This window comes from Brachybacterium aquaticum (genome assembly GCF_014204755.1).
GTDB classification, from domain to species: domain Bacteria; phylum Actinomycetota; class Actinomycetes; order Actinomycetales; family Dermabacteraceae; genus Brachybacterium; species Brachybacterium aquaticum.
This window is the reverse complement of sequence record NZ_JACHLZ010000001.1, coordinates 1,586,344-1,610,461: the sequence shown is the minus strand read 5'-3', so window position 1 is coordinate 1,610,461 and position 24,118 is coordinate 1,586,344. Positions and strand designations below refer to the sequence as shown.

Genomic DNA, 24,118 nt, shown 5'->3' with positions numbered 1-24,118 from the left:
CGCCCTCGTCGTGCGGGTCCGTCGGCCGATCAGGGGAGCGTCCGTGCGCAACCCCTCATCGACTCAATCCTCGACCGGCTCCGGCTTGATGTGCAGGCGCTCGGTCTCGTCGATGACCTCGGAGGCGATGCCCTTCAGGGCGTCCTCGTGGGCGCGGGCGTGGTGGGCGCAGAACATGAGCTCGCCACCGGCCTCGAGCAGCACCTTGACGTACGCCTGGGCGCCGCAGCGGTCGCAGCGGTCATGAGCCGTGAGCCGGGGAGCTTCGAGAGTGAGGTTCATGGGGACATTTGTAGCACCGCCGCGCCTTCGGAGGGGAGCATCCACAGCCGTGGTTCGCCAGGGGCGCAACACCCTGTGAGCCGGACCGCCCCGCCGGGCTCCCGGGCCGGTGAATGCGGGGTTCGAGGGGCGGTCCGTCGTAGGATCCGGAGGGTGTCCACCACCACCGCTGCGAAGAAGTCCGCCTACGACGCGCGCAACCTCCAGGTCCTCGAGGGCCTCGAGGCAGTGCGCAAGCGCCCGGGCATGTACATCGGCTCCACCGACTCGCGGGGCCTCATGCACTGCCTGTGGGAGATCCTCGACAACGCGGTGGACGAGGCACTGGGCGGGCACGGCGACGCCATCTCCGTGATCCTCCACCCCGACCACTCGGTGGAGGTGCGCGACACCGGCCGCGGCGTCCCGGTGGACGTCGAGCCCCGCACCGGCCTGACCGGCGTGGAGGTCGTCTACACGAAGCTCCACGCGGGCGGGAAGTTCGGCGGCGGCTCCTACGCCGCCTCGGGCGGTCTGCACGGCGTGGGCGCCAGCGTCGTCAACGCCCTGTCGGGCCGGCTCGACGTCGAGGTGGACCGCGGCGGCAAGACCTACGCGATGAGCTTCCAGCGCGGCACCTCCGGCGAGTTCGCCGACCAGGGAGAGCCCTCGCCGGACGCCCCCTTCACCCCGGCCGACGGCCCCGCCGAGCTGCGCGTGATCGGCAAGGCCAAGCACGGCGTCACCGGCACCCGGGTGCGCTACTGGGCGGACCCGCAGATCTTCGTCAAGGGCTCCCACTTCTCCCTCGACGACCTCACCCGCCGCTCCCGCCAGACCGCGTTCCTGGTCCCCGGGCTGCAGATCTCCGTCACCGACCACCGCCCCGAGGCGAACCCCGACCAGCCCGCCACCCGCACCTTCAAGTACGACGGCGGGATCAGCGAGTTCGTCGAGTACCTCGCCCAGGACCAGAAGATCACCGACGTGATCCGTCTGCAGGGCGAGGGCGGGTACACCGAGACCATCCCCGTGCTCGACAAGAACGGTCACATGGTCTCCACGGAGGTCGAGCGCACCTGCGAGGTCGACATCGCCCTGCGCTGGGGCGTGGACTTCGACTCCACCCTGCGCTCCTTCGTCAACATCGTCGCCACCCCCAAGGGAGGCACCCACGTCTCCGGCTTCGAGCAGGCGCTGGTGAAGACCATGCGCAAGCAGGTCGAGAACCAGGCCCGCCGCGTGAAGTTCAACGCCAAGAACGAGAAGATCGAGAAGGACGACGCCCTCGCCGGGCTCACCGCCGTGGTCTCCGTCCGCATCGACGAGCCGCAGTTCGAGGGCCAGACCAAGGAGGTGCTCGGCACCCCCGCGATCCGCCAGATCGTCGCCAAGGTCGTCGAGGACCGCCTCACCGACTTCCTCACCTCCACCAAGAAGGGGGAGAAGGAACAGGCAGCGCTCGTCATCGACAAGGTCGTCTCCGAGATGCGGGCCCGCATCGCCGCCCGCATGCACAAGGAGGTCTCGCGGCGCAAGAACGCGCTGGAGTCCTCGACCATGCCCACCAAGCTCGCCGACTGCCGCACCCACGACGTCGAGCGCTCCGAGCTGTTCATCGTCGAGGGCGACAGCGCGCTGGGCACTGCGAAGAACGCCCGCTCTTCCGAGTTCCAGGCGCTGCTGCCCATCCGCGGCAAGATCCTCAACGTCCAGAAGGCGTCCATCACGGACATGCTCAAGAACGCCGAGTGCGCCGCGATCATCCAGGTGATCGGTGCGGGCTCCGGGCGCACCTTCGACCTGGACGCCGCCCGCTACGGCAAGATCATCATGATGACCGACGCGGACGTGGACGGCGCCCACATCCGCACCCTGTTGCTGACCCTCTTCCACCGCTACATGCGGCCCATGGTCGAGGCGGGCCGGGTCTACGCCGCGGTCCCGCCGCTGCACCGCGTGGAGATCGTCCACGGCGGCTCGAAGAAGAACGAGCTGGTATACACCTACTCCGAGGCCGAGCTGCACAAGCTGCTGAAGAACCTCGAGCGGCGCGGCAAGCGGTACAAGGAGCCGATCCAGCGCTACAAGGGCCTGGGCGAGATGGACGCCGACCAGCTGGCCGACACCACCATGGACCCCCGCCACCGCACCCTGCGACGGGTGCGGATCGAGGACGCCGAGGCGGCCAGCGCCATGTTCGAGCTGCTGATGGGCTCGGAGGTCGCTCCCCGCAAGCAGTTCATCATCGAGGGAGCCGAGGAGCTCGACCTGGAGAGGATCGACGCATGAGCGTGGCAGTACGAGTCATCCCGTGCCTGGACGTGGACGGCGGCCGCGTCGTCAAGGGCGTGAACTTCAAGGACCTTCGCGACGCCGGCGACCCGGTGGAACTCGCGGCCCGCTACGGCGCCGAGGGCGCCGACGAGCTGACCTTCCTGGACGTCACCGCCTCCTCCGGCGGCCGCGAGACCATGATCGACGTGGTCCGCGCCGCGGCCGAGCAGATCTTCATCCCCCTCACCGTCGGCGGCGGCGTCCGCACCGTCGAGGACGTGGACCAGCTGCTGCGCGCCGGCGCCGACAAGTGCGGGGTCAACACCGCCGCGATCTCCCGCCCCGAGGTGATCTCCGAGATCTCCCACCGCTTCGGCAACCAGGTGCTCGTGCTGTCCATCGACGCCCGCCGCGTCACCGACGACACCCCCGAGGGCACCGCCCGCACCGGCTCCGGCTTCGAGGTCACCACCCACGGCGGCCGCCGCGGCACCGGCATCGACGCGATCGCGTGGATCCGCGAGGTCACCGAGCGCGGCGCCGGGGAGATCCTGCTGAACTCGATGGACGCCGACGGCACCAAGGAGGGCTTCGACCTCGAGCTCATCCGCCTGGCCCGCGCGGCCACCACCCTGCCGCTGATCGCCTCCGGCGGCGCGGGGAAGCCGGAGCACTTCGCGCCGGCCGTGCACGCCGGTGCCGACGCGGTCCTCGCCGCGAGCGTGTTCCACTTCCAGGAGATGACGATCGGAGAGGTCAAGGCGGCCATGGCCGCCGACGGGATCACCGTGCGGTGAGCGCGCCCCTCTCCGTCGGGGAGCGGAGCGCAGCGCCCGGCCGCTCCCCGCGCCAGCGCCTCGCCGTCGCGGGCCTCGCCGTGCTCCTCGTCCTCGCGGTGCTCTCCGCCTGGCTGCTGTGGGACAACCGGCGCCTGACCGTCGCCCGCTACGAGGTCGCGGTCACCTCTGCAGACGCTGGGGCCGACGGAGCCGCCGATGCGGCCGACGAGGGCACCGGGGTCGGCGCGAGTCCCGCGGCCGACGGGGGAGGACTGCCCGCGGGCGGGCTGCGCATCGCCCAGGTCTCGGACCTCCACGCCGCCGACTTCGGCGACTTCCAGGACCGGCTCCTCACCGCGGTCGAGGACGCCCACCCCGATCTCATCGCGCTGACCGGTGACGTGATCGACCGGCGCACCGGCGACCTCACCGCCGTGCTCGAGCTCGCCGCCTCCCTCACCGCACTCGCCCCCACCTACATGGTGCTCGGCAACCACGACGCGGACTCCGACCTGCGCGGCGAGCTGCTGGCAGGGCTCGAGGGCGCCGGGGTGGTGATCCTGCGCGACGAGGCGACGACCCTCACCGTCGGCGGCACCCGGATCACCCTGGCGGGCCTGGACGATCCCCGCGTCGCCTGGGACGCGGGCCGCACCCCGACCCCGCCCCGGCAGATCCTGGACCGGCTCGACCTTCCCAAGGACGGCACGACCGTGCTGCTCGCCCACCGCCCCGAGCTGCTGGAGGAGTACGCGGGGGAGGACGTCGACCTCGTCCTGTCCGGACACGCCCACGGCGGTCAGGTGCGCCTGCCCTTGATCGGCCCGCTCTTCGCCCCGCACCAGGGCTTCCTCCCCGCGCTCGCCGAGGGCGTGCACACGAGCGGCACCACCACCATGGTGATCAGCCGCGGGCTCGGCAACAGCATCGCCGGGGTGCGCGTGAACGATCCGCGCGAGCTGGTGATCATCGACCTCGTCGGCTGACGATCCGGTTGCTGACAGGGACGTGCCCCGGACTCCGCAGGGAGTCCGGGGCACGCAGGGTCGTGGAGGTCAGCGCAGGGTGACGCCGGCGCGAAGCATCATCCGCAGCGCCTGCGCCTCGTTGTCCTGCCGCGCCTTCTCCGCCGCGCGGCGGCGCAGGAGGGCGCGCAGCTCACGGGCGCGGGCGAGGCGGTCGCGCAGCTCGCGGGCCGAGGGACGCGGGGCGCGCTCGGTGCGAGGCGCGGAGCGAGCAGCGCTGGTGGCCTGGGCGGTGGAGGTCTGGACGGGCAGGGCGGTGGTGGACATGGCGTCCTCCTCGGTGGGTGGTGGGACGAGTCTTCTCCGGGGCGAGGACAGGAGCGGTCCTCGAAGTCGCCCGCCGGCGCTGCGGAGGGCAGGGGCGGAGAACGGCAGGGGGCAGCGCGAGCCGGGGCATGCGCGATCACGCGCGATGCCCGCAGGGCGGGAGGCGATGGTGGGGACGTCCAGGGGACGTCGGCCGACGTGGCGTCAGCCGGCGGCGACGGCCGACGGTGGCGTCAGGTGGTGTCGACAGCCGAAGGTGGCGTCGGCCGGCGTGGCGTCAGGCGGCGGCGGGGCGGCCTCCGTCGGCCGCACCGAGGATCCGTGGGGATCCGAGGAGCCGGGGGAGGGACGCCGCGACGCCGCGCGTCGCCGCGGCCGGGAGGGCCGGGGTCATGAGCGGTGTGCGGTGCGTGTCCATGGCTCCAGTGGAGCACCGGCGACGCTACCGGGTCCAGGGAATAAACGCCGGGACCCGGCCGCGCTGAAGGGGCGACCGGGTACCGGAGCGGTCGGGAGTCTCGCGTCGTGCCCGGTCAGCGGACGATGCGGCGCGGCGTCCCGGGCTGCGGCGTCAGTGCTCGATGCGGTAGGTGACGCCGAGGCTGTGGGAGGCACCGGGCTCGAGGGCCACGAAGCCTTCCTTCGCGGCGGCGGGCTCGATGCACACGAACTCGGGCCAGGCCTCGTCGGGGATGTCGGCCATCCCGGTCACCAGCGTGTCCCAGGGGTTCCACACCACGGTGCGGGAGGTGCCGCGCGGGGTGGAGACGACGCGCCGCCCGGCGGCCTCGTCCACGACGGTGACCTCCGCGGTGGAGTCGACGACGCGATCGGTCGCCTCGGTGAGGTGCAGCGGCGCGTGGGCGAGGGTGTCGGGGGTGAGGCCGCGGGTGTTGTCGAGGTAGTCCGCGCCCTCGAGTCCCTGGATCTCGATGCGGCGCACGTCACCGACGGCGAGGTAGGTGTGCAGGGCCGCCTCGAGCTCGAGCGGCTGCTCCCCGGCGGTGATCGTCAGCTCCAGCGACACCTCGGCGCCGAGGCGGACCTCGAGGGTGGCGGACAGCTCGGTGCGGTCGGCGGGGGAGGTGAGGGTGAGGGTGACCTCGTCGCCGCTGCGCTCGGCGGAGGTGAGGTCCCAGCGCACGTTGCGCAACCAGCCGTGCTTGACCTCCTGGGACTGGTCGCGGCCGGGACCGAACCAGGGGCCCACCAGCGGCACGCCGCCGCGCACGGCCTCGCCTGGGCCGAAGGCGGAGGCGGGGCTGAGCCACAGCAGGTCCTGCTCCCCGGCGGGGACGGCGCTGGTCAGGTGCGCGCCGTCCAGGAGCAGGGTGGCGGTGACGGCGGGGGTGTCCACCAGCGCGGCGTCCACGCCGTGGGCGGAGCCGAGGGTCACCCCCTCGGGGAGCGACACTGCGGGAACAGGAGCGGCGGTGCCAGGAGTGTTCATGCCCTGCATCGTCGCACGCTCCCGCCGCCCGGACCCGGCGGAGGTCACACCTCGAACCGGGCGGGGGAGGCGCCGCCGTGCGTCACCGCATCATCCGCGGCATCGTCCTGCGCGGCATCGTCCTCTGCATCGTCCTCCGCGGCGACGCCCTCCCCGGCCGCGGAGACGGTGCGGATGAACAGGAGCAGCCAGATGTACACCGTCACCGCCGCGCCGAGCTCGAAGGCGGTCATGTTCAGGTAGTCCACGCCCTCGAACAGCACGATCAGCATCACGAGTACCGCGAAGGCGACCCCGGTGAAGACGAGCAGCCCGCCCGGCAGGCGGCGCAGCAGCACCGGGAACACGATCAGCGCCAGAGCGAACACCACCACGAGCATCTCGGCCAGGCGGTTGTGCCAGTCCACCGACACGGTGCGGGAGACGAGCGCGACGAGCGCCAGCAACGCGCCGAGGGCGATGAGGGTGCCGCGCACCAGGTGCACCTTCCAGCGCGGCTCCCCGGCCGCGTCGGTCCAGCGCTGCAGGTCGTGGGCGACGAAGTCCCCGACCGCCACGAAGGCGAGACCGGTCAGCAGCAGGGTGAGGTTGAAGGTGCGACCGGCGGTGTCCGCACCCTCGCCGAGCTGGGAGAAGTACTGCTCCCACCAGTACGGGTCCGGGGACAGCATCGCCGCGGCGAGCACCCCGACGGTGAGGAAGACCATCAGCAGGGTCGCCAGCGACCGCCCGGACAGGGCCCAGGAGCTCGCCGCGACCACGTACGCCCACGCCCCGGTGGTCAGCGCCACCCAGAAGGTGCTCGCGAAGCGGTCCAGCGCCACGCCCCGGAACGCCTCGGCGAGGATGCCGTACATCGCCGAGGTCAGCAGCAGCGCGAGGACCGCGTAGACGAGGGAGGGGCCGAGGATCGTCAGCGCCCGGCGCAGCCGGGGCACGGTGCGCACCCAGGGCCGGCGCTGTGGCATGATCACCGCCATCGTCACCGCGGCGACCACGGCGGAGGTGCCTCCGGAGGTGACGGCGGCGAGCTGCCCGATCGAGCCCTCCCCGGACAGCGTCGAAGTGCCGCGTAGCACGGCGAGGCCGACCACGAGGCCGACGAGCACGCCGGCGACGCCGAGCGCGAGGGTGAAGGACTCGGTGCGGCTGGCGACGGTGACCCGGCGGGAGCGGAGGACGTCAGGCATGCCAGAAGTCTTCCACGCCGGGCCGGGAGCGGCCGACGGGCTTACCGGGACGGGCGCGACCGGGAGGGCCCGTCGGCCGGGATCAACCGGCGGCGATCAGCCGTCGGCGATCAGCCGACGGACGCGATCGGGACCGAGACCGGGGTGCCGGAGCCGTCGCGGCGCCCGGTGGGCTCGGGCAGGTCGATCGGCTGACCGGCCTCCGAGGAGGCGCGGGCGGGATGAGGCACCACCCAGGCGCCGATCAGTGAGTCCTCGCCGCGCAGGAAGCGGTGGCAGCGCATACCGGCGGTGGAGCGGCCCTTGGCCGGGAACTCCCCGAGCGAGGAGACCTTCAGCGACCCGGTCTGCAGCAGCGGCAGGGTCGCGGAGCTGCCGGCGACGGTGACGACGTCCGCCGGGGCGGTGACGTCGATCGTGCCGAAGCTCAGCACCTGCGCGCCGTCCGCGAGCTTGATGCCGGCCACGCCGCCCGCCGCGCGGCCCTGCGGGCGGATGCCGGAGGCGGGGAAGTGCAGCAGCTGCGCGTCGGAGGTGATGAACCACAGGTCCAGGTCGCCGTCGTCCTCGAGATCGACCACGCCCACCACGGCGTCGCCGTCCTTGAGCGAGATGATCTCGAACCCGTCGGTGCGGGGGAAGTCCAGCTGGACGCGCTTGACCACACCCTGGCGGGTGCCCAGCGCGATCGCGCCGCCGCGGGCGATGTCCTCCTCGCCGAGGCGGATCAGGCCCAGCGCCCGCTCGTCCTTCTCCAGGTCCACCAGGTCCGCCAGGCGCGTGCCGCCGGCGAGGGAGGGCGCGCCGGCGGTGGGGGCGAGCGAGGGCAGGTCCACGACCGACAGGCGCAGCACCCTCCCGCGGTCGGTGACCACACCGACCTCGGAGCGGGTGGAGGTGCGCACGTCCGAGACGATCACGTCGTGGGAGCTGCGCTGCCCGTCGCGCTGCAGCGGCCCCTCCCCGGCGACGCGGGCCACCAGACCCGTGCCGGTCAGCAGCACGCCGCAGGGCTCGTCGGCCACCTCGAGGGACGTACCCGCCTTCGCCACCGGCGCCGAGGCGCTCTCCAGCAGGACGGTGCGGCGGGTGTCGCCGTGCTCGGCGGCGACCGCGGCGAGCTCGTCGGAGACCAGACGGCGCAGCACCTCGTCGGACCCGAGGATCTCCTCGAGCCGCTCGATCTCGGCGCGCAGGTCGTCCCGCTCGGCCTCGAGGTCGATCTGGGAGAACTTCGTCAGACGGCGCAGGCGCAACTCGAGGATGTACTCGGCCTGCACCTCGGTGAGGTCGAAGACCTGCATCAGGCGCGTGCGGGCGGTCTCCGCATCGTCGCTGCTGCGCACGATCTGGATGACCTCGTCGATGTCAAGGATCGCCAGCAGCAGGCCCTCGACCAGGTGCAGGCGGTCCTTGCGCTTGCGCAGGCGGTGCTCGGTGCGGCGGCGCACCACCTTCAGCCGATGGTCGACGAACACCTCGAGCAGCTGCTTGAGCCCCATGGTGCGCGGCTGGCCGTCCACCAGGGCGACGTTGTTGATGCCGAAGGACTCCTCCAGCGGCGTGTGCTTGTAGAGCTGCTCGAGCACCGCCTCGGGGTCGAAGCCGGACTTGACCGTCATCACCAGGCGCAGGCCGTGGTGGCGGTCGGTGAGGTCCTGGTAGTCGGTGATGCCCTGGACCTTCTTGGCCTGCACCGCGTCGCGCAGCTTCTCCGCGAGCCGCTCGGGACCGACCTGGTAGGGCAGTTCGGTGACCACGATGCCCTTGCGGCGCGAGGTGACGTTCTCGATCCGGGTGGTGGCGCGCATCTTGAACGAGCCGCGGCCGGTGCGGTACGCGTCGCGGATCCCGTCCAGGCCCACGATCCGCCCGCCGGTGGGCAGGTCCGGGCCGGGCACGAAGCGCATCAGCTCCTCGAGCTCCGCCTCCGGATGGTCGATCAGGTGGCGGGCCGCGGCGATCGTCTCGACGAGATTGTGGGGCGCCATATTGGTCGCCATGCCCACCGCGATGCCGGAGGCGCCGTTGACCAGCAGGTTCGGGTACTGGGCGGGGAGCACCTCGGGCTGCAGCAGCTGGTTGTCGTAGTTGGGGACCATGTCCACGACGTCCTCGTCCAGCGAGTCCGTCATGAGCAGCGCCGCCTTCGCCAGGCGCGCCTCGGTGTAGCGCGGGGCCGCGGGGCCGTTGTCCAGCGAGCCGAAGTTGCCGTGCCCGTCCACGAGCGGCAGGCGCATGTTGAAGCTCTGCGCCATGCGCACCAGCGCGTCGTAGATCGCGGTGTCGCCGTGGGGATGGAGCTTGCCCATCACCTCGCCGACCACGCGCTGGCTCTTCACGTGGCCCTTGTCGGGGCGCAGCCCCATCTCCGCCATCATGTACAGGATGCGGCGCTGGACGGGCTTGAGACCGTCACGGGCGTCGGGAAGGGCCCGCGAGTAGATCACGGAGTAGGCGTACTCGAGGAACGAGGACTCCATCTCGCTGGTGACGTCGATGTCGACGATCGTCTCGTCGACCGCGTCGTCCCCGGCGGGCGGAGTGGTGCTGCGTGAACGGGCCATGGGGGACATCATGGCGCATGACCGGCCACGATCCGTGGACCCGGCCCCTGGTCGGGGACGTGAATCCCGTCAATCCGGGGCCTCTCCCAGCTAGGATCGCGCCATGGTGGACAGACGCGACGGCCTGCGCTCCCTGCGACGGCGTGCCCGCGGCGGCGCGGACACGCATCCCGCGTCTCCTGCCTATCCCGCGCACTGGGAGGCCGACATCGCCCTGCGCGACGGCTCCGCCGCGCATCTGCGCCCCATCCTGCCCAGCGACGCCGACGCGCTCCAGGAGTTCCATCAGCGCCAGTCCGAGCAGTCGCGGTACCTGCGCTTCTTCGCCCCCATGCCGCGCCTGTCCGAGCGGGACCTCACCCGCTTCACCCACGTCGACCACGTGGACCGGGTTGCGTTCGTCGTGCTGGTGGGGGAGGACATCGTCGCCGTCGGCCGCTACGACCGGGTCGACCCGCGCTCGGCCGAGGTCGCCTTCAACGTCGCCGACTCCCGCCAGGGCTCCGGCCTCGGCTCCGTGCTGCTCGAGCACCTCGCCGCCGCAGCGCGCGAGCGCGGCATCGACGTGTTCACCGCCGAGGTGCTCCCGCAGAACACCAAGATGATCAAGGTCTTCACCGAGGCCGGCTTCGACGTGGACCGCACCCTGGACGACGGGGTGGTGATGGTGTCCTTCCGCATCGACCCCACCGCCCGCTCCCTCGAGGTGATGGCCGAGCGCGAGCACCGCGCCGAGGCCCGCGCCATGGAGCGGCTGCTCCACCCCGAGTCCGTGCTCCTGGTCGGCGTGTCCTCCCGCGCCGATTCCGTGGGCGGGCGGTTCCTCACCGCGCTCGAGTCCTCCGGCTACGACGGGACCGTCCACCTCGTGGCCCGCGAGGCGTTCGAGCTGCGCGGCCACCGCGCCTGGGGACGGATCACCGACGTGCCCGGCACCGTCGACCTCGCGGTCATCGCCCTGCGCCCCGAGGCCTGCCTCGAGGCGATCGAGGAGTGCGCCAGGATCGGCGTCAAGAGCGTCCTGATCCCCACCGAGGGCTTCTCCGAGAGCGAGGACGGCCGGAAACTCCAGCGTGAGCTCGTCGCCCGGGTCCGCCTGCACGGCATGCGCCTGCTCGGCCCCGGATCCCTCGGCTTCCTGCGCACGGGGGACGACGCGATCAGCCTCTCGCTCGCCCCGCACATGCCCCGCCCCGGCCGGGTCGCGCTCGCCGGCCAGTCCACCGCCCTGTCCGCCATGCTCCTGGCCGGCACGGACTCCCGCGGCATCGGTCTGCACGAGTTCGTGGGCGTCGGCAACCGCGCGGACGTCTCCCTCAACGACACCCTCCAGCACTGGGAGGACGACGAGGAGGTGGGGGTGATCGGGCTGGCGCTGGAGTCCATGGGCAACCCGCGCAAGTTCACGCGGATCGCACGGCGCCTCACCCGCTCCACGCCGCTCATCGTGCTGCGCCCGCCCGGCATCGAGTCGAACCTCCCGCCCGGCCACGACGTGCGCACCTCCAGCCTGCCCCGGCGCGCCCTGGACCAGGTCCTCGCCTCCGCCGGGGTGGTCCAGACCCGTGGGGTCGACCACCTGCTGGACGTCGTCGACGCGATCGGCCGCCAGGGCCTCCCGCTCGGCCCGAGGGTCGGGCTGCTCTCCAACACCGCCGCGCTCGGTGCCTCCCTGCGCGGTGCGGCCGACGCCGCCGGACTGCAGGTCGTGGCCGACAACCGCTCCGTCCCGCTGTCCCCGGACCCGCGGCTCGTCCAGCGCGCCTTCACCTCCATGGCCGCCCTCGGCGAGGTCGACATGGTGATCGCGGGCATCGTCGACCCGCAGACCGCCGAGGCCACCGACACGCTGCGCCAGATGGCGGTCGTCGCGCGCCACTCCGAGGTGGTGCTGCTGGTGTGCGTCGTCACCACCGCGGAGCGCTTCGCCGAGGTCCAGCAGCAGGTCCGCGTGGACGATGCGCTCCCGCCCGTGCATGCCACCCCCTACGCCGTGGTCCGAGTCGGCGCCGGGATGCTCGCCGCTGCCACCCGCCCGTCGGCCGAGGACGAGGAGCCCGCGCGCCGCGACGACCTCGACCGCGCTGCCGCGCGCGAGCTCGTGGACCGGCTGGTGCCTGAGGACCTCGGCAGCGAGCTGGTGCTCGGCCCCGAGGACACCGCCGCGCTGCTGGCCGCCTACGGCATCGCGACCCTGCCCAGCCGCACCGTCACCGACGAGGACGACACCCTGGCCACGGCCGCGGAGATCGGCTACCCCGTCGCGCTGAAGAGCACCGACCCGGTGCTGCGCCACCGCGCCGATCTCGGCGGGGTGCGCCTGGACATCCCCGACGAGGTGCAGCTGCGCCACGCCCTGCAGTCCATGCGCCGCGACCTCGCCTTCTCCTCCGCCCCGCTCGAGGTGCAGGCCATGGCCCCCGCCGGGGTGCCGATGGTGGTGCGCAGCGTCGAGGACCCCTCGCTCGGCCCCGTCGTGTCCCTCTCCGTGGCCGGGGACGCCACCGACCTGCTCGACGACATCGCCTACGCGATCCCGCCGTTCAGCGAGCAGGGCGCGCACCGGCTCGTCGACGCTCCCGCCACCGCCGTCAAGCTGCGCGGCACGCGCGGGCTGCCGCCCGCGGATCGCGATGCGCTCGCCGACCTCGTGGTCCGGGTGGGACTGCTTGCCGAGGACCTGCCCGAGCTCGCCTCCCTCGAGCTGTACCCGGTGCTGGTCGCGCAGGACGGCGTGAGCGTCGTCGGCGCCTCCGCGCGCCTGGCCGCCGCCCCGAACCGCACCGACGGCGCCCGCCGCACCCTCTCCGAGCCGCCGGGGGCGTGAGCTCCGAGCCGCTGGGGGCGTGAGCTCCCTGCCGCCCGGCGCATGAGCGCCCGCGCTGCGTGGGACACTGGTGCGATGACGCTCGCCCTCCCCGCCGACCTCCAGCAGGACCTCGAGACCGCCGGCTACTTCCCCCAGGCCGCCGGGACGAGCATCGCGCGCGCCCTGCGCGGCGCGGAGGTGCTGGGCCACCTGGTGCGGGCCGAGACGACCTTCGACGGGCCCGAGGTGCGACGCCACCTCACGGTCGTGGTCCTCACCGCCCGCCACCTGCTGATCACGCACCTGGATGACGACCCGGCGGATGCGCTGAACCCCTCCCAGGTCGTCTCCACCACCGAGCGGCTCGGCCTGCGCCGCATCACCGCGACCGGGCTGTCGCAGGTGTTCGACACCGACGGGCAGCGCGCCACCGGTCGGGAGTCCGAGATCACCCTCGGCATCAGCTGGGACGGCAGCCGCCGCGTGGACCTCGAACCCGCCGACTGCGGGGACCCCACCTGCCAGGCCGACCACGGCTACACCGGCACCACCTCCCCGTCGGACCTCGCACTGCGCGTCAGCGCGCTCGCCGACGGGGACGAGGCGGTGGCGCAGGCGCTCGCCTTCCACGACCGCCTGCTCGACGCGCTCGACGCCCTCGACTCCTGAGCGGCGCCGCCGTGGAGCCCATGCCCGTGTGGCCGGCGGACCTGCTGCCCCCGCCGTTCACCGCGGGGGAGGGACCCGCCCTGCTGGACGTGATCGCGCCGCTGCTCACCGTCCCCGAGCCCGGCCGCGACGTGGTGGTGCTGCTGGACGGTGTGGGCGCGGACCTGCTCGCCGAGCACCGCTCCCTCACCCCGACCCTGCGCCGCCTCGAGGGGGACACCGCCCGGATCCGCACCGTCGCCCCCTCGACCACCGCGACCGCCATGGTCTCCCTGCACACCGGCCTCGCCCCGCTCGCGCACGGGGTGCTCGGGTATCTCGGCCTGGATCCCGCGACCGGCCGGACGGTCAACCAGATCACCGGGGAGAAGGGCCTGGACCCCCGGGCCTGGATGCCCGCGCCCACCCTCGCCGAGAGCTCGTCGCGGCGCGCGATCCAGGTCGCTCCCGCCAAGCACGAGCGCTCCCACCTCACGGGCGTCGCCTACCGCGGCTGGGAGTTCCTCGCCCACGGCCGCGGCGACCGGGTCGAGGCGGTGCGCACCGCCCTGCACCGCGCAGGACCGGACGGGCTGGTGCACCTGCACGTCGACGACGTCGACCACGCCGGGCACGAGCACGGCGTGGACTCCGAGCAGTGGCGCGCCGCGCTCGGCGAGGTTGATGCACTGCTCGGTGCGCTGCTGCGCCGCGCCCCGCGCGGAACCCGCGTGCACGTCACCGCCGACCACGGCATGGTCGACACCTCACCGGCGCACACCATCGACCTCGCCGAGCATCCCGCGCTGCTGCGCCACGTCGCCGAGGTGACGGGGGAGGCGCGGGCCCTGGCCCTGCACGCCGTGCCCGGCGAGGGGGCGGCCGACGAGATCGCCGCGGGCATGCGCGAGCGGCTGGGGGACAGGGCGCTCGTGCTCACCCGCGCGCAGGTCCTCGCCGCCGGACTGCTGGGGCCTGCGGACGCTGCGGTGCCCGCCCACGTCGACGGGCGGCTCGCGGACGTGCTCGTGCTCGCCCGGGGGCGCTGGGGCGTGGACGACTACTCGCGGCGCAAGGAGTCCGCCCGCGCGATGGTGGGCCTTCACGGCTCGCTGACCTCGGCCGAGGCCGTGGTCCCGCTGCTGCGCGTCACCACCTGATGGTGTGGCCGGCTGCGCCGCGGGGTACCGCGGCGCCGTTCAGGACTGCGGCGGGCGCTGTGAGGAGCGGTCTCAGTCGTGCTTCGAGCCGAAGACGATCTCGTCCCAGCTGGGCATCGAGGCGCGCTTGCTGCGCGAGCGGGAGGACTTCTTCGCAGGCTTCGCCTCGCCCTCGGACGGTGCCGACGGGGCGTCGTCGAAGCCGGGCAGCGGCGTGAGGTCCACGGTGTCCTGGTACTGGATCAGGATGTCCTTCTCGTCGACCTCGTCGGCGGGGGCGTCGCTCCCGGACTCCGTGTCGGCCGACGCGTCGTCGGCGTGCACGTCAGGCTCCGCCTGCGCGTCGGCGTCCTCGACGTCCTCCGAGGTCTCGTCGGCCGAGGTCTCGTCGGCCCCGGAGACGTGCTCGAACAGCGCCTCCTCGTCGGGATCGCGCGCGTCGGACTCCTCGGTGTCGGCGTCCTGGTCCGCCACGTCGTCGGGGGCCAGCGCGGGGTCCGCCTCCGCGCCCGCGACCTCGGCGCCGGCCGGCTCGGCACCGTCGGCCGCCTCGGGGCCGTCGGACGGAGCGTCGACCTCCGCGGCTTCGGCACCGACCGGTGCGAAGTCCGACTCGGTCTCCTCGTCCAGGCCCGCCCACACGGTCGCCGAGTCGTCCTCGCGGGGCACGGGGCGCAGCCCGCGGCGGGCGTTCAGCGCGTCCAGCTCGCTGTCCTCGATCACCGAGGGATGGTCCTCGGAGACGGGACGGCGCGGGGTCCAGGTGCGGGCGCGCGGCGCATCGCCCTCGAGCGACCCGTCGGCCTCGAGGTCGTACACCGAGCTCTTCACGGCCTGCAGCCGGCCGCGACCGCGGGTGGGCTCCGGCGGCGCGTCCTCGTCGCTGATCCAGCGCGCCTCGTCGTCCAGCGGGGAGACGGAGCGGTTGTCGACGTCGGCGATCCAGTGCGCCTGGCGGGTGCGGCCGCCGGCGGAGAAGCTCAGCTCCAGCGTCCAGGTGCCGTCGGGGCGTCGCCACGCGTCCCAGGCGGACTCGCCGGTCGCCTCGCGGGCGGCGAGCCGCTCGGCGACCACCTGGTCCAGGGCGGGGCCGCCGCGGCCGACGGGGAAGGTGCGCGCCCGCTGCGCGGTCCACTCGCGCTCGGCGAGCACGGGACCCTCGTAGCGGCGCACGTGCTCCAGCGAGATCTCGGAGGCCTCGGCGATGTCCTCGGCGCTGCGACCCGCGCGGAGCATCGCCTGGATCTCCTTGGGGCGCAACGGTGCGGAGTCGGCGACCTGGATCATGTTCAGGGCCGGACGGTCCGTGCGCACCGCGGCGCGCAGGGCGCGATCGATGCGCAGGGTGTACCGATCGCCGTCGGAGTCGACCAGGAGCAGGTGCTCCCCGTCATCATGGATCCCGTCGAGATCGAGCTCGCGCATCGTCGTCCTCTCCGTTCGCGCCCGGTGGTGCTGTCCGCGCCGGCCTCCGGGGCGGGTCCCGGAGCCTGATCGCGCGCAGGCACAGTCTAGGCGCGACCCTACAGGTCCGCGCCTGGGCGCGGCCCGAGGGACACCCGAGCGGGGGAGTGCGCGCGCTCTCGGCGGAGGCCCCGGCCGACCCGTCGCTCGGCACGCCGCGGGAACCGTGTTGCCGGTCGCAGGGCGCTCTGCAATAATGCCGCCGCATTCAGCGTTGGGACCCGGGCCCGTCGAAGACGGCCCCAGAGGCCGCACCGGCGCGGACATGTCCCACACCCAGGTCTAACGACCTCCTCGACAACCCAGGAACGGACCGTAGATGGCCACTGATTACGACGCCCCGCGAAAGAACGACGACGAATCGAACGACGACTCCATCGAGGAGCTGAAGGGCCGGCGGAACGAGGCGGCGACCCCCACGGTCGACGAGGACGAGGCCGAGGCGGCCGACTCCTACGAGCTGCCCGGCGCCGACCTGTCGGGCGAGGAGCTGTCCGTGCGGGTCCTGCCCCGCCAGGCGGACGAGTTCACCTGCGCCAGCTGCTTCCTCGTGAAGCACCGCAGCCAGATCGATCACGTCGAGGGCACCCTCATCATCTGCAAGGAGTGCGCCGCCGCCTGAGTCGCGTCGGCCCTGCGCACACCGCAGCACCACCGCAGCACGAGAACGGCGCCTCCCCGCTCGGGGAGGCGCCGTTTCGTCGTGCGCGGGGGCGTGTCGTCGTGCACGAGGCAGCGCGCGGGTGCGGGGCCGACCCGCTGGCCGAGGGCTCAGCGGGCGGCTGTGCGGGCCTGCTGCTGGGCGGTGCGCAGCGCGAGGGCGAGGTCCTCCGGCCGACGGGTCGAGGCGACCCACGACGTGGTGGGGTCCTCCTCGTCCAGCACCTCGACGCGCAGGCCCGAGCGGGTCCAGTCCCGCACGCAGTGATGGGCGAGGGGCTCGAAGTCCTGACCGATCGCGCGCTTCCACTCCTCGTCGCGCAGCACCTCCGGCTCGCCGAGCAGGCCGACCTGGATCCGGGCGCGGCCCAGACGGAACTCGCCGCCGGAGACCTCCAGGACGGGGGAGTACAGCACGACCAGCACCAGCAGCACCGCGATCGCCACCACGCCGACGACGATCGCGACGATCAGGTTCAGGGGCACGAGGATCAGGCCCAGTGCGAAGCCGACGGCGACCGCGACGATCCACATCCCGGGACCGGGCAGCAGGTGCTCCCGGAACAGGGGCTCCGACCCGGCGGAGGGGGCAGGGGCCGAGGCCTCGCGGGCACTGGGCTGTGCGCCCTCCCGGGACGCGTTCTCGGGGGCGGAGTCGGTGGAGCGATCGGCTGCGGCGGACATGCGGCCATGGTCTCACGCGCATCTGAGGGGTTCCCTGCAGGCCCCGTGCGGCCGGACGGCATACCCTGGCCCCATGCCTGACGCCTCACCCGAGACCCCGCAGCTGCGGATCCGACGCAGCGGCGACACCCCGCTCCCGCACCGCGCGCATGCCGATGACGCTGGCCTGGACCTCGCCAGTGCCGAGGACCTCGTGATCCCCGCGGGCGGTCGCGCCCTGGTGGACACCGGCCTCGCCCTCGCCCTGCCGCCCGGCACCGTGGGCCTGGTGTGCCCCCGCTCCGGACTCGCCGCGAAGCACGGCATCACCGTGCTGAACGGACCCGGCGTGGTGGATGCCGGCTACCGCGGACCGGTCAAGGTCGCCCTGCACAACACCGACCTCACCGAGGACTTCGCGCTCCACGTCGGCGACCGCATCGCCCAGCTCGTGATCGTGCCGTTCCTCGCCCCCGCCGTGAGGGAGGTCGAGGACCTGGACGAGACCGACCGCGCCGCCTCGGGCTTCGGCTCCAGCGGCGGATTCGGCGCCGCATCCGCCGCGACCGCACCCGTCACGACCGGCGCCGCTACCGGCCCGGACACCACGGAGGGATGACCATGGGACTGTTCTCCCGCAAGAAGAACCAGCAGGTCGAGGAGATCGAGGGCCTGGACGCCGAGGACACCGACGTCGCCGAGATCCCCGAGGACGAGAGCACCGCCGACCCCGCTGACGCCTCGTCCGACGACTCCTCGACCGCCTCGACTGCCGACGACGCCGCGGAGGGCGCCGCCGATGCACCCCGCGGCGCGCACCTCGAGGACGGCCCGTACGACGCGGCCGACGCTCCCGAGGAGGACCGCATCGACCTCGGCGGTCTGCTCGTGCCGACCATCGACGGCATGGAGCTGCGCATGGAGGTCGACCAGCGCAGCGGCGCCGTCACCGGCGCGAACCTCGTCATCGAGGGCTCCTCCCTGCAGGTCCAGGCCTTCGCCGCCCCCAAGTCCCGCGGACTGTGGGAGGAGGTCCGCTCCTCCCTGCGTGACTCCGTGGTCAAGCAGGGCGGCACCGCCGAGACCCGGCCCGGCGCCTTCGGCACCGAGCTGATCACTCGCCTGCCCATCAAGCGCCCCGACGGCCGCACCGGCTACCGTCCCGCCCGCTTCATCGGCATCGACGGGCCTCGCTGGTTCCTGCGCGGCATCCTCACCGGCAAGGCGCTGGGCGATGCGGAGCAGTCCCGCCGCTTCGAGACCCTCGTCTCCCGCCTCGTCGTGGTGCGCGGCGCCGAGGCGATGGCGCCGCAGGAGCTGATCCCGCTGCACCTGCCGGGGGAGCGGCCCGGACTCGCCCAGATCCGCTCCGGCCCGCTGGACCCGCTGGCGCGGGGCCCCGAGATCACCGAGATCGGATGAGCACCCACCGAAGAGGCGATCCGCCCCGCCAGAGCCCGTCGCACGGGCCCGCGGAGCCGAACGGCCCGCGAGGACTCGTCGACCCCGCGAGCCCGTCGGCCGACGAGCCCGGTGCCGGCGCACAGGATGTCGACGGGCCCGACGTCGACGGGCCCGGTGCCGGCGCGGACGGCACCGCCCCGCGCAGCGGGCTCGGGGCCGTGCTGCAGGAGGAGGAGTTCTCCGTCTCCGACGCGATCGGCGGCCGACGCGGCATCGTCGAGTCCGTGCTGCCCACCCTGCTGTTCGTGGTCCTGTTCGTGGTCGCGCACTCCGTCGCGATCGCCGCGATCTCCGCGGTCGCCGTGGTGGTCGTGCTGCTACTGGCCCGCCTCGTGCAGCGCCAGAGCCCGGCCACCGTGCTCGGCGGCCTGATCGGCGTGGCGCTCGGCGCGATCCTCGCCCTACGCTCCGGTGACGGCGAGGACTTCTACTGGCCCGGGATCATCACCAACGCCGTGGCGCTGGTCGTGCTGCTGCTCTCGATCGCCGCCCGGTACCCGCTGATCGGCCTGTTCGTCAGCGTGCTGGACCCGCGGGTGAAGGACTGGCGCGAGGACCCCGACGCGTTCCGCGTGTACACCCGCGCGACGCTGCTCTTCGCGGCGCTCTACGCCGCGAAGGTCGCGGTGCAGCTTCCGCTGCTGCTGACCGGCCAGGTCGCTGCGCTCGGCGCCGCGAAGATCGCCATGGGCCTGCCCGCCTTCGCCGTGATCGCCTACCTGGTGTGGCTCATGCACCGCGGGCTGCTCGCCCGGCGCGACGCCCGCTGAGCTGATCGCAGCTCTCGGGGCGGCCCCGTCAGCCGACGTGATCGGGGAGACGCGCCGGGCCGGGCGCGACCCTCGTCCACAGGATGAGATGATGGACCGCGACGCGGCCCGGGGCCCCGCCCCGCACCGCCCATCGCAGCAGTCCGAGCACGCCTCGGACCCGGACAGCAGGAGAGTGGTCCGATGACCGACGCCGACCGCGCAGCGAGCGGACCCGCCCTCGGCGGCCGACTCCTCACCCTGACCGCCGGAGGGCCCGCCGCGGGCGGCACCTTCGTGGCCCGCCACGAGGGACGGGTGGTCTTCGTGCGAGGCACAGCGCCGGGCGAGACCGTCACCGCACGTCTGCTCGAGGACCCCGAGGAGAAGGCCGACGCCCGCTTCTGGCGCGCCGAGGCCCTGGACGTCCTCGAGGCCGGCGTGGACCGCGTGCCCTCCGTGTGGGAGGAGGCCGGGGTCGACGGCGTCGGCGGCGCCGAATGGGCGCACATCGCCCTGCCCGCCCAGCGCCGCATCGCCACCGAGGTCATGCAGGAGCTGCTGCGCCGCGCCGGGGTGAGCAGCTACCCCGTCGACGAGGTGCAGGTCGAGCCCGCGCCGCACGACGCCGACGGACTCGGTTGGCGCACCCGCGTGCGCTACGCCGTGGACGCCGACGGGAAGGTCGGTATGCGTGGCTGGCGCTCCCACGAGGTGCGCTCCGTCGGCGCCGACCCGCTGTCCGCGCGCGCCGTGCGCGAGCTGCGCCTGGGGGAGTGGACCGCCCCCGAGGGCACCGAGGCCGTGGACGCCGTGGCCCCGTCGGCCGGTCCCGCCTCCGTGGTCCTCATCGGCCGCGACCTCGACCCCGACGCCGTCGAGATCCCCGAGAGCTGGGGCGACGCCGACGTCGCGGTGCGCACCGCCAAGGGGCTCGTGCCCCTGCGCGGCGACGGCACCGTCCACGAGCGCGTGGGCGAGCGGCTGTTCGCCGTGAGCGCCACGGGCTTCTGGCAGTCCCACCGCCGTGCCGCCGAGCTGCTCAGCGAGGTCGTCGCCTCCGGCCTGCGCGCCCCCCGCGGTGGGAGCGCCTGGGACCTCTACGGCGGAGTTGGCCTGTTCACCGCGGTCGCCGCCGAGCAGGTGGGCCGCGACGGCTCCGTCGTGTCCGTCGAGGGCAACCGCCGCGCCTCCCAGCTGGCCGCCCAGAACCTCGAGGACCTCCCGCAGGTCTCCACCGCCACCGCCGACGTCACCGACTGGGTGCGCGCCCGCCGCGGCGGCGTGGACGCCGTGGTGCTCGACCCGCCCCGCGCGGGGGCCGGCGTGGAGCTCATGGGGCTGCTCGCCACCGCCGTGCGCCAGCGGATCGTGTACGTCTCCTGCGAGCCGGCCACCCTCGCCCGCGACCTCGCCGCGATCGAGAAGAAGGGCTGGAAGATCGTGGACCTGCGCGCCTTCGACCTCTTCCCCCACACCCACCACATCGAGTCCGTGGTGGTGCTGGAGCGCGCGAGCTCCTGAGCCGGGCGGACCGCGGGGGCGCTGCGGCGCCCTCCGCAGAACTCCGCAGCCCCCGACGTTCCTCGACGGCCTGCGGCCCTGGTCACATGCCCTCCCGTGTCCTGACGCGCCGTCAGGTCCGGGGGCATGCGCGTGGTATGGTTTATCTTGACGTCAAGATATCTGCCGGCCAGGCCGGCGGCCCCGTCGGCGCACCTCCTCGAGGGAAGTTCCTCGGTCGCAGTGCGCCCGTCGGCGCGCGTTCGTCCGCGAGGGACGCTCCGCGCGCCTACGATGATGGGGCTGATCCCCTACCAAAGGAGTTCGCCTGATGAGCACCGTCGACTCGTTCGCCGCGAAGCAGAACCTCGCTGTCGGGGGCACCGACTACGAGATCTTCGCGCTGGACGCCGTGGAGGGCGCGGACACGCTGCCCTACAGCCTCAAGATCCTGCTCGAGAACCTGCTGCGCACCGAGGACGGGGCGAACATCACCGCCGATCACGTCCGCGCGCTCGCGAACTGGGACGCCTCGGCCGAGCCGTCGGTCGAGATCCAGTTCACCCCCGCCCGCGTGATCATGCAGGACTTCACCGGCGTGCCCTGTGTCGTGGACCTGGCCACCATGCGCGAGGCCATGCAGGACCTCGGCGGCGATCCTGAGAAGATCAACCCCCTCGCCCCGGCCGAGATGGTCATCGACCACTCCGTCATGATCGACGTGGCCGGCCGCCTCGACGCGCTCGAGCAGAACATGGAGCTCGAGTACGAGCGCAACCGCGAGCGCTACCAGTTCCTGCGCTGGGGCCAGACCGCCTTCGACGACTTCAAGGTCGTCCCCCCGGGCACCGGCATCGTCCACCAGGTCAACATCGAGTACCTGGCCCGCACCGTCATGACCCGTGAAGTCGGTGGCGTGCTGCGCGCGTACCCCGACTCCTGCGTCGGCACCGACTCCCACACCACCATGGTCAACGGCCTGGGCGTGCTGGGCTGGGGCGTCGGCGGCATCGAGGCCGAGGCCGCGATGCTCGGCCAGCCGGTCTCCATGCTCATCCCGCGCGTGGTCGGCTTCAAGCTCACCGGCGGGATCCCGCCGGCCGCGACCGCGACCGACGTCGTGCTCACCATCACCGAGATGCTCCGCAAGCAGGGCGTCGTGGGCAAGTTCGTCGAGTTCTACGGCGAGGGCGTCTCCCAGGTCCCGCTCGCCAACCGCGCCACCATCGGCAACATGAGTCCCGAGTTCGGCTCGACCGCCGCGATCTTCCCGATCGACGAGGTCACCGTCGACTACCTGCGCCTGACCGGCCGCTCCGAGGAGCAGCTCGCGCTGGTCGAGGCCTACGCCAAGCGCCAGGGCCTGTGGCACGACCCCTCCACGGAGGTCGAGTACTCCGAGTACCTCGAGCTGGACCTGTCCACCGTGGTGCCCTCGATCGCCGGCCCGAAGCGCCCCCAGGACCGCATCGTGCTCACCGAGGCCAAGGAGTCCTTCCGCGAGGTGCTGCCCTCCTACGCCACCGGCCACGAGGTCCAGGGCAACGGCGACGGCTCCTTCCCTGCCTCCGACCCGGCCACCCCCGACTCCGACAACGAGTCCGGTGGCGCCGCGCCCGAGCACCAGCACGTGGTCGGCCGCGCCTCCAGTCCGGTCCAGGTCAAGGGGCAGGACTTCTCGATCGACCACGGCATCGTCTCGATCGCCTCGATCACCTCCTGCACCAACACCTCCAACCCCTCGGTGATGATGGCCGCGGGCCTGCTCGCCCAGAACGCGGTGGACCGCGGCCTGGCCGCGAAGCCGTGGGTGAAGACCTCGATGGCGCCCGGCTCCCAGGTCGTCACGAACTACTACACCAAGGCCGGTCTGTGGCCCGCGCTCGAGCAGCTCGGCTTCCACCTGGTCGGCTACGGCTGCACCACCTGCATCGGCAACTCGGGCCCGCTGTCCCCGGAGATCTCCGAGGCCATCGCCGAGAAGGACCTCGCCGTCACCGCGGTGCTCTCGGGCAACCGCAACTTCGAGGGCCGCATCAACCCCGACGTGAAGATGAACTACCTGGCCTCCCCGCCGCTGGTCATCGCCTACGCGCTCGCGGGCACCATGGACTTCGACTTCGAGAACGACGCGCTCGGCGAGGACAAGGACGGCCAGGACGTCTACCTGCGCGACATCTGGCCGAACCCCACCGAGGTCGAGAAGGTCATCTCCGAGTCCATCAACCAGGAGATGTTCACCGAGGACTACAAGGACGTCTTCACCGGCGACGAGCGCTGGCGGAGCCTGGAGACCCCCGAGGGCGCGACCTTCGACTGGGACGCCGAGTCCACCTACGTCCGCAAGCCCCCGTACTTCGAGGGCATGGAGCTGACCACAGAGCCGGTCACCGACGTCGAGGGCGCCCGCGTGCTGGTCAAGGTCGGCGACTCGACCACCACCGACCACATCTCGCCCGCCGGCTCCATCAAGCTGGACTCCCCGGCCGGCCGCTACCTGCAGGAGCACGGGGTCGCCCGCAAGGACTTCAACTCCTACGGCTCGCGCCGCGGCAACCACGAGGTGATGATCCGCGGCACGTTCGCGAACATCCGCATCAAGAATCAGCTGCTCGACGGCGTCGAGGGCGGGTACACCAAGAACTTCCTGACCGGTGAGCAGGAGTTCATCTACGACGCCGCCCAGGCCTACGCGGAGAAGGACATCCCGCTCGTGGTCCTGGCCGGCAAGGAGTACGGCACCGGCTCGTCCCGCGACTGGGCCGCCAAGGGCACCAAGCTCCTCGGCGTCCGGGTCGTCATCGCCGAGAGCTTCGAGCGCATCCACCGTTCGAACCTCATCGGCATGGGCGTCCTCCCGCTGCAGTTCCCGGCCGGCGAGACCGCCGAGTCCCTCGGCATCGACGGCACCGAGACGTTCTCCTTCACCGGGATCACGGCGCTGAACGAGGGCACCACCCCGAAGACCGTCAAGGTCGTCGCTGCCAAGGAGGACGGCACCGAGGTGTCCTTCGACGCGGTTGTCCGCATCGACACCCCCGGCGAGGCGGAGTACTACCGCAACGGCGGCATCCTGCAGTACGTCCTGCGGTCGCTGGTCACTGCGTGAGCGACGTGCTGCGAGGAACGAGCGGTAGGAGCTCGCGCAACAGGTGCTGCGTGAGCGACGTGCTGCGAGGTAC

At 72.9% G+C, this 24,118-nt stretch carries 19 protein-coding genes; 12 read left to right on the top strand and 7 right to left on the bottom strand.

Features of this window, described 5'->3' with window-relative positions:
• Nucleotides 1-63: 63 nt before the first annotated feature.
• Nucleotides 64-282 (bottom strand): DUF7455 domain-containing protein, encoded by a 219-nt coding sequence (locus HNR70_RS07195; RefSeq protein ID WP_184325043.1) that lies wholly within the window; start codon nt 280-282, stop codon nt 64-66.
• A gap of 153 nt (nt 283-435) precedes the next feature.
• Between HNR70_RS07195 and HNR70_RS07190 the strand changes: the two genes are divergently transcribed.
• From HNR70_RS07190 to HNR70_RS07180, 3 genes are read left to right on the top strand one after another with little or no spacing between them, the layout of a single operon-like run.
• Entirely contained in the window at nt 436-2,553 is a 2,118-nt protein-coding gene (locus tag HNR70_RS07190; RefSeq protein WP_184325042.1) for a DNA gyrase/topoisomerase IV subunit B, read from the top strand.
• Nucleotides 2,550-3,335 (top strand): imidazole glycerol phosphate synthase subunit HisF, encoded by a 786-nt coding sequence (hisF, locus tag HNR70_RS07185; protein ID WP_184325041.1) that lies wholly within the window; start codon nt 2,550-2,552, stop codon nt 3,333-3,335. The genes HNR70_RS07190 and hisF overlap by 4 nt, the downstream gene beginning before the upstream one ends.
• On the top strand, nt 3,332-4,303 hold the full coding sequence (locus HNR70_RS07180) for a metallophosphoesterase (RefSeq protein ID WP_184325040.1): 972 nt from the start codon (nt 3,332-3,334) through the stop codon (nt 4,301-4,303). Before hisF ends, HNR70_RS07180 begins: the two co-directional genes overlap by 4 nt.
• A gap of 69 nt (nt 4,304-4,372) precedes the next feature.
• Here the strand turns inward: HNR70_RS07180 and HNR70_RS07175 are convergent, their stop codons facing one another.
• The 4 genes from HNR70_RS07175 to HNR70_RS07160 all read right to left on the bottom strand — a co-directional run bounded on the left by HNR70_RS07175 (nt 4,373) and on the right by HNR70_RS07160 (nt 9,816).
• On the bottom strand, nt 4,373-4,609 hold the full coding sequence (locus HNR70_RS07175) for a hypothetical protein (RefSeq protein WP_184325039.1): 237 nt from the start codon (nt 4,607-4,609) through the stop codon (nt 4,373-4,375).
• A 571-nt stretch (nt 4,610-5,180) separates the two neighbouring features.
• Complete coding sequence (locus HNR70_RS07170; RefSeq protein WP_184325038.1) at nt 5,181-6,059, bottom strand: D-hexose-6-phosphate mutarotase; 879 nt, start codon at nt 6,057-6,059, stop codon at nt 5,181-5,183.
• A 44-nt stretch (nt 6,060-6,103) separates the two neighbouring features.
• Complete coding sequence (locus HNR70_RS07165; RefSeq protein ID WP_184325037.1) at nt 6,104-7,249, bottom strand: DUF998 domain-containing protein; 1,146 nt, start codon at nt 7,247-7,249, stop codon at nt 6,104-6,106.
• Nucleotides 7,250-7,359: 110 nt separating this feature from the next.
• Nucleotides 7,360-9,816 carry a DNA gyrase/topoisomerase IV subunit A gene (locus HNR70_RS07160; RefSeq protein WP_184325036.1) on the bottom strand — a complete coding sequence of 819 codons (2,457 nt, stop codon included), beginning with the start codon at nt 9,814-9,816 and terminating at the stop codon, nt 7,360-7,362.
• A 103-nt stretch (nt 9,817-9,919) separates the two neighbouring features.
• On the opposite strand from HNR70_RS07160, the gene HNR70_RS07155 reads away from it, so the two are divergent.
• From HNR70_RS07155 to HNR70_RS07145, 3 genes are all read left to right on the top strand, one after another.
• Nucleotides 9,920-12,643, top strand: a complete 2,724-nt coding sequence (locus HNR70_RS07155; protein WP_184325035.1) for a bifunctional acetate--CoA ligase family protein/GNAT family N-acetyltransferase — start codon at nt 9,920-9,922, stop codon at nt 12,641-12,643.
• 75 nt (nt 12,644-12,718) lie between these two features.
• Nucleotides 12,719-13,294, top strand: coding sequence for a DUF5998 family protein (locus HNR70_RS07150; RefSeq protein WP_184325034.1), 576 nt, complete (start codon nt 12,719-12,721; stop codon nt 13,292-13,294).
• 20 nt (nt 13,295-13,314) lie between these two features.
• Nucleotides 13,315-14,433 (top strand): alkaline phosphatase family protein, encoded by a 1,119-nt coding sequence (locus tag HNR70_RS07145; RefSeq protein ID WP_184325033.1) that lies wholly within the window; start codon nt 13,315-13,317, stop codon nt 14,431-14,433.
• A 72-nt stretch (nt 14,434-14,505) separates the two neighbouring features.
• Here HNR70_RS07145 and sepH read toward each other — a convergent pair whose 3' ends face one another.
• The gene (gene sepH / locus HNR70_RS07140; protein ID WP_184325032.1) at nt 14,506-15,858 is read right to left on the bottom strand and encodes a septation protein SepH; all 1,353 of its coding nucleotides are present in this window, start codon (nt 15,856-15,858) and stop codon (nt 14,506-14,508) included.
• A 358-nt stretch (nt 15,859-16,216) separates the two neighbouring features.
• Here sepH and HNR70_RS07135 point away from each other — a divergent pair, with 358 nt between their 5' ends.
• On the top strand, nt 16,217-16,519 hold the full coding sequence (locus HNR70_RS07135) for a DUF4193 domain-containing protein (RefSeq protein WP_010550618.1): 303 nt from the start codon (nt 16,217-16,219) through the stop codon (nt 16,517-16,519).
• Between the two features lie 149 nt (nt 16,520-16,668).
• On the opposite strand, the gene HNR70_RS07130 is transcribed toward HNR70_RS07135, so the two are convergent.
• Nucleotides 16,669-17,241 (bottom strand): DUF3093 domain-containing protein, encoded by a 573-nt coding sequence (locus tag HNR70_RS07130; protein WP_184325031.1) that lies wholly within the window; start codon nt 17,239-17,241, stop codon nt 16,669-16,671.
• A gap of 73 nt (nt 17,242-17,314) precedes the next feature.
• Here HNR70_RS07130 and dut point away from each other — a divergent pair, with 73 nt between their 5' ends.
• The 5 genes from dut to acnA all read left to right on the top strand — a co-directional run bounded on the left by dut (nt 17,315) and on the right by acnA (nt 24,045).
• On the top strand, nt 17,315-17,839 hold the full coding sequence (gene dut / locus HNR70_RS07125; RefSeq protein WP_184325030.1) for a dUTP diphosphatase: 525 nt from the start codon (nt 17,315-17,317) through the stop codon (nt 17,837-17,839).
• A gap of 2 nt (nt 17,840-17,841) precedes the next feature.
• Nucleotides 17,842-18,642: a DUF3710 domain-containing protein gene (locus HNR70_RS07120; protein WP_184326597.1), complete on the top strand. Its 801-nt coding sequence runs from the start codon at nt 17,842-17,844 to the stop codon at nt 18,640-18,642.
• On the top strand, nt 18,639-19,454 hold the full coding sequence (locus HNR70_RS07115) for a DUF3159 domain-containing protein (protein ID WP_184325029.1): 816 nt from the start codon (nt 18,639-18,641) through the stop codon (nt 19,452-19,454). Before HNR70_RS07120 ends, HNR70_RS07115 begins: the two co-directional genes overlap by 4 nt.
• Nucleotides 19,455-19,637: 183 nt before the next feature.
• The gene (locus tag HNR70_RS07110; protein WP_184325028.1) at nt 19,638-20,957 is read left to right on the top strand and encodes a class I SAM-dependent RNA methyltransferase; all 1,320 of its coding nucleotides are present in this window, start codon (nt 19,638-19,640) and stop codon (nt 20,955-20,957) included.
• Nucleotides 20,958-21,267: 310 nt separating this feature from the next.
• Nucleotides 21,268-24,045, top strand: coding sequence for an aconitate hydratase AcnA (acnA, locus tag HNR70_RS07105; protein ID WP_184325027.1), 2,778 nt, complete (start codon nt 21,268-21,270; stop codon nt 24,043-24,045).
• The last annotated feature ends 73 nt before the right edge of the window (nt 24,046-24,118 follow it).

Bases quoted from the DNA above. Each gene is read 5' to 3' on its own strand.
- HNR70_RS07175 (WP_184325039.1), bottom strand. From the start codon at position 4,609: ATGTCCACCACCGCCCTGCCCGTCCAGACCTCCACCGCCCAGGCCACC.
- HNR70_RS07150 (WP_184325034.1), top strand. From the start codon at position 12,719: ATGACGCTCGCCCTCCCCGCCGACCTCCAGCAGGACCTCGAGACCGCC.
- HNR70_RS07165 (WP_184325037.1), bottom strand. From the start codon at position 7,249: ATGCCTGACGTCCTCCGCTCCCGCCGGGTCACCGTCGCCAGCCGCACC.
- dut (WP_184325030.1), top strand. From the start codon at position 17,315: ATGCCTGACGCCTCACCCGAGACCCCGCAGCTGCGGATCCGACGCAGC.
- HNR70_RS07155 (WP_184325035.1), top strand. From the start codon at position 9,920: ATGGTGGACAGACGCGACGGCCTGCGCTCCCTGCGACGGCGTGCCCGC.
- acnA (WP_184325027.1), top strand. From the start codon at position 21,268: ATGAGCACCGTCGACTCGTTCGCCGCGAAGCAGAACCTCGCTGTCGGG.
- HNR70_RS07115 (WP_184325029.1), top strand. From the start codon at position 18,639: ATGAGCACCCACCGAAGAGGCGATCCGCCCCGCCAGAGCCCGTCGCAC.
- HNR70_RS07130 (WP_184325031.1), bottom strand. From the start codon at position 17,241: ATGTCCGCCGCAGCCGATCGCTCCACCGACTCCGCCCCCGAGAACGCG.
- HNR70_RS07110 (WP_184325028.1), top strand. From the start codon at position 19,638: ATGACCGACGCCGACCGCGCAGCGAGCGGACCCGCCCTCGGCGGCCGA.
- HNR70_RS07195 (WP_184325043.1), bottom strand. From the start codon at position 282: ATGAACCTCACTCTCGAAGCTCCCCGGCTCACGGCTCATGACCGCTGC.
- HNR70_RS07160 (WP_184325036.1), bottom strand. From the start codon at position 9,816: ATGGCCCGTTCACGCAGCACCACTCCGCCCGCCGGGGACGACGCGGTC.
- sepH (WP_184325032.1), bottom strand. From the start codon at position 15,858: ATGCGCGAGCTCGATCTCGACGGGATCCATGATGACGGGGAGCACCTG.
- HNR70_RS07170 (WP_184325038.1), bottom strand. From the start codon at position 6,059: ATGAACACTCCTGGCACCGCCGCTCCTGTTCCCGCAGTGTCGCTCCCC.
- HNR70_RS07135 (WP_010550618.1), top strand. From the start codon at position 16,217: ATGGCCACTGATTACGACGCCCCGCGAAAGAACGACGACGAATCGAAC.
- HNR70_RS07145 (WP_184325033.1), top strand. From the start codon at position 13,315: ATGCCCGTGTGGCCGGCGGACCTGCTGCCCCCGCCGTTCACCGCGGGG.
- hisF (WP_184325041.1), top strand. From the start codon at position 2,550: ATGAGCGTGGCAGTACGAGTCATCCCGTGCCTGGACGTGGACGGCGGC.
- HNR70_RS07120 (WP_184326597.1), top strand. From the start codon at position 17,842: ATGGGACTGTTCTCCCGCAAGAAGAACCAGCAGGTCGAGGAGATCGAG.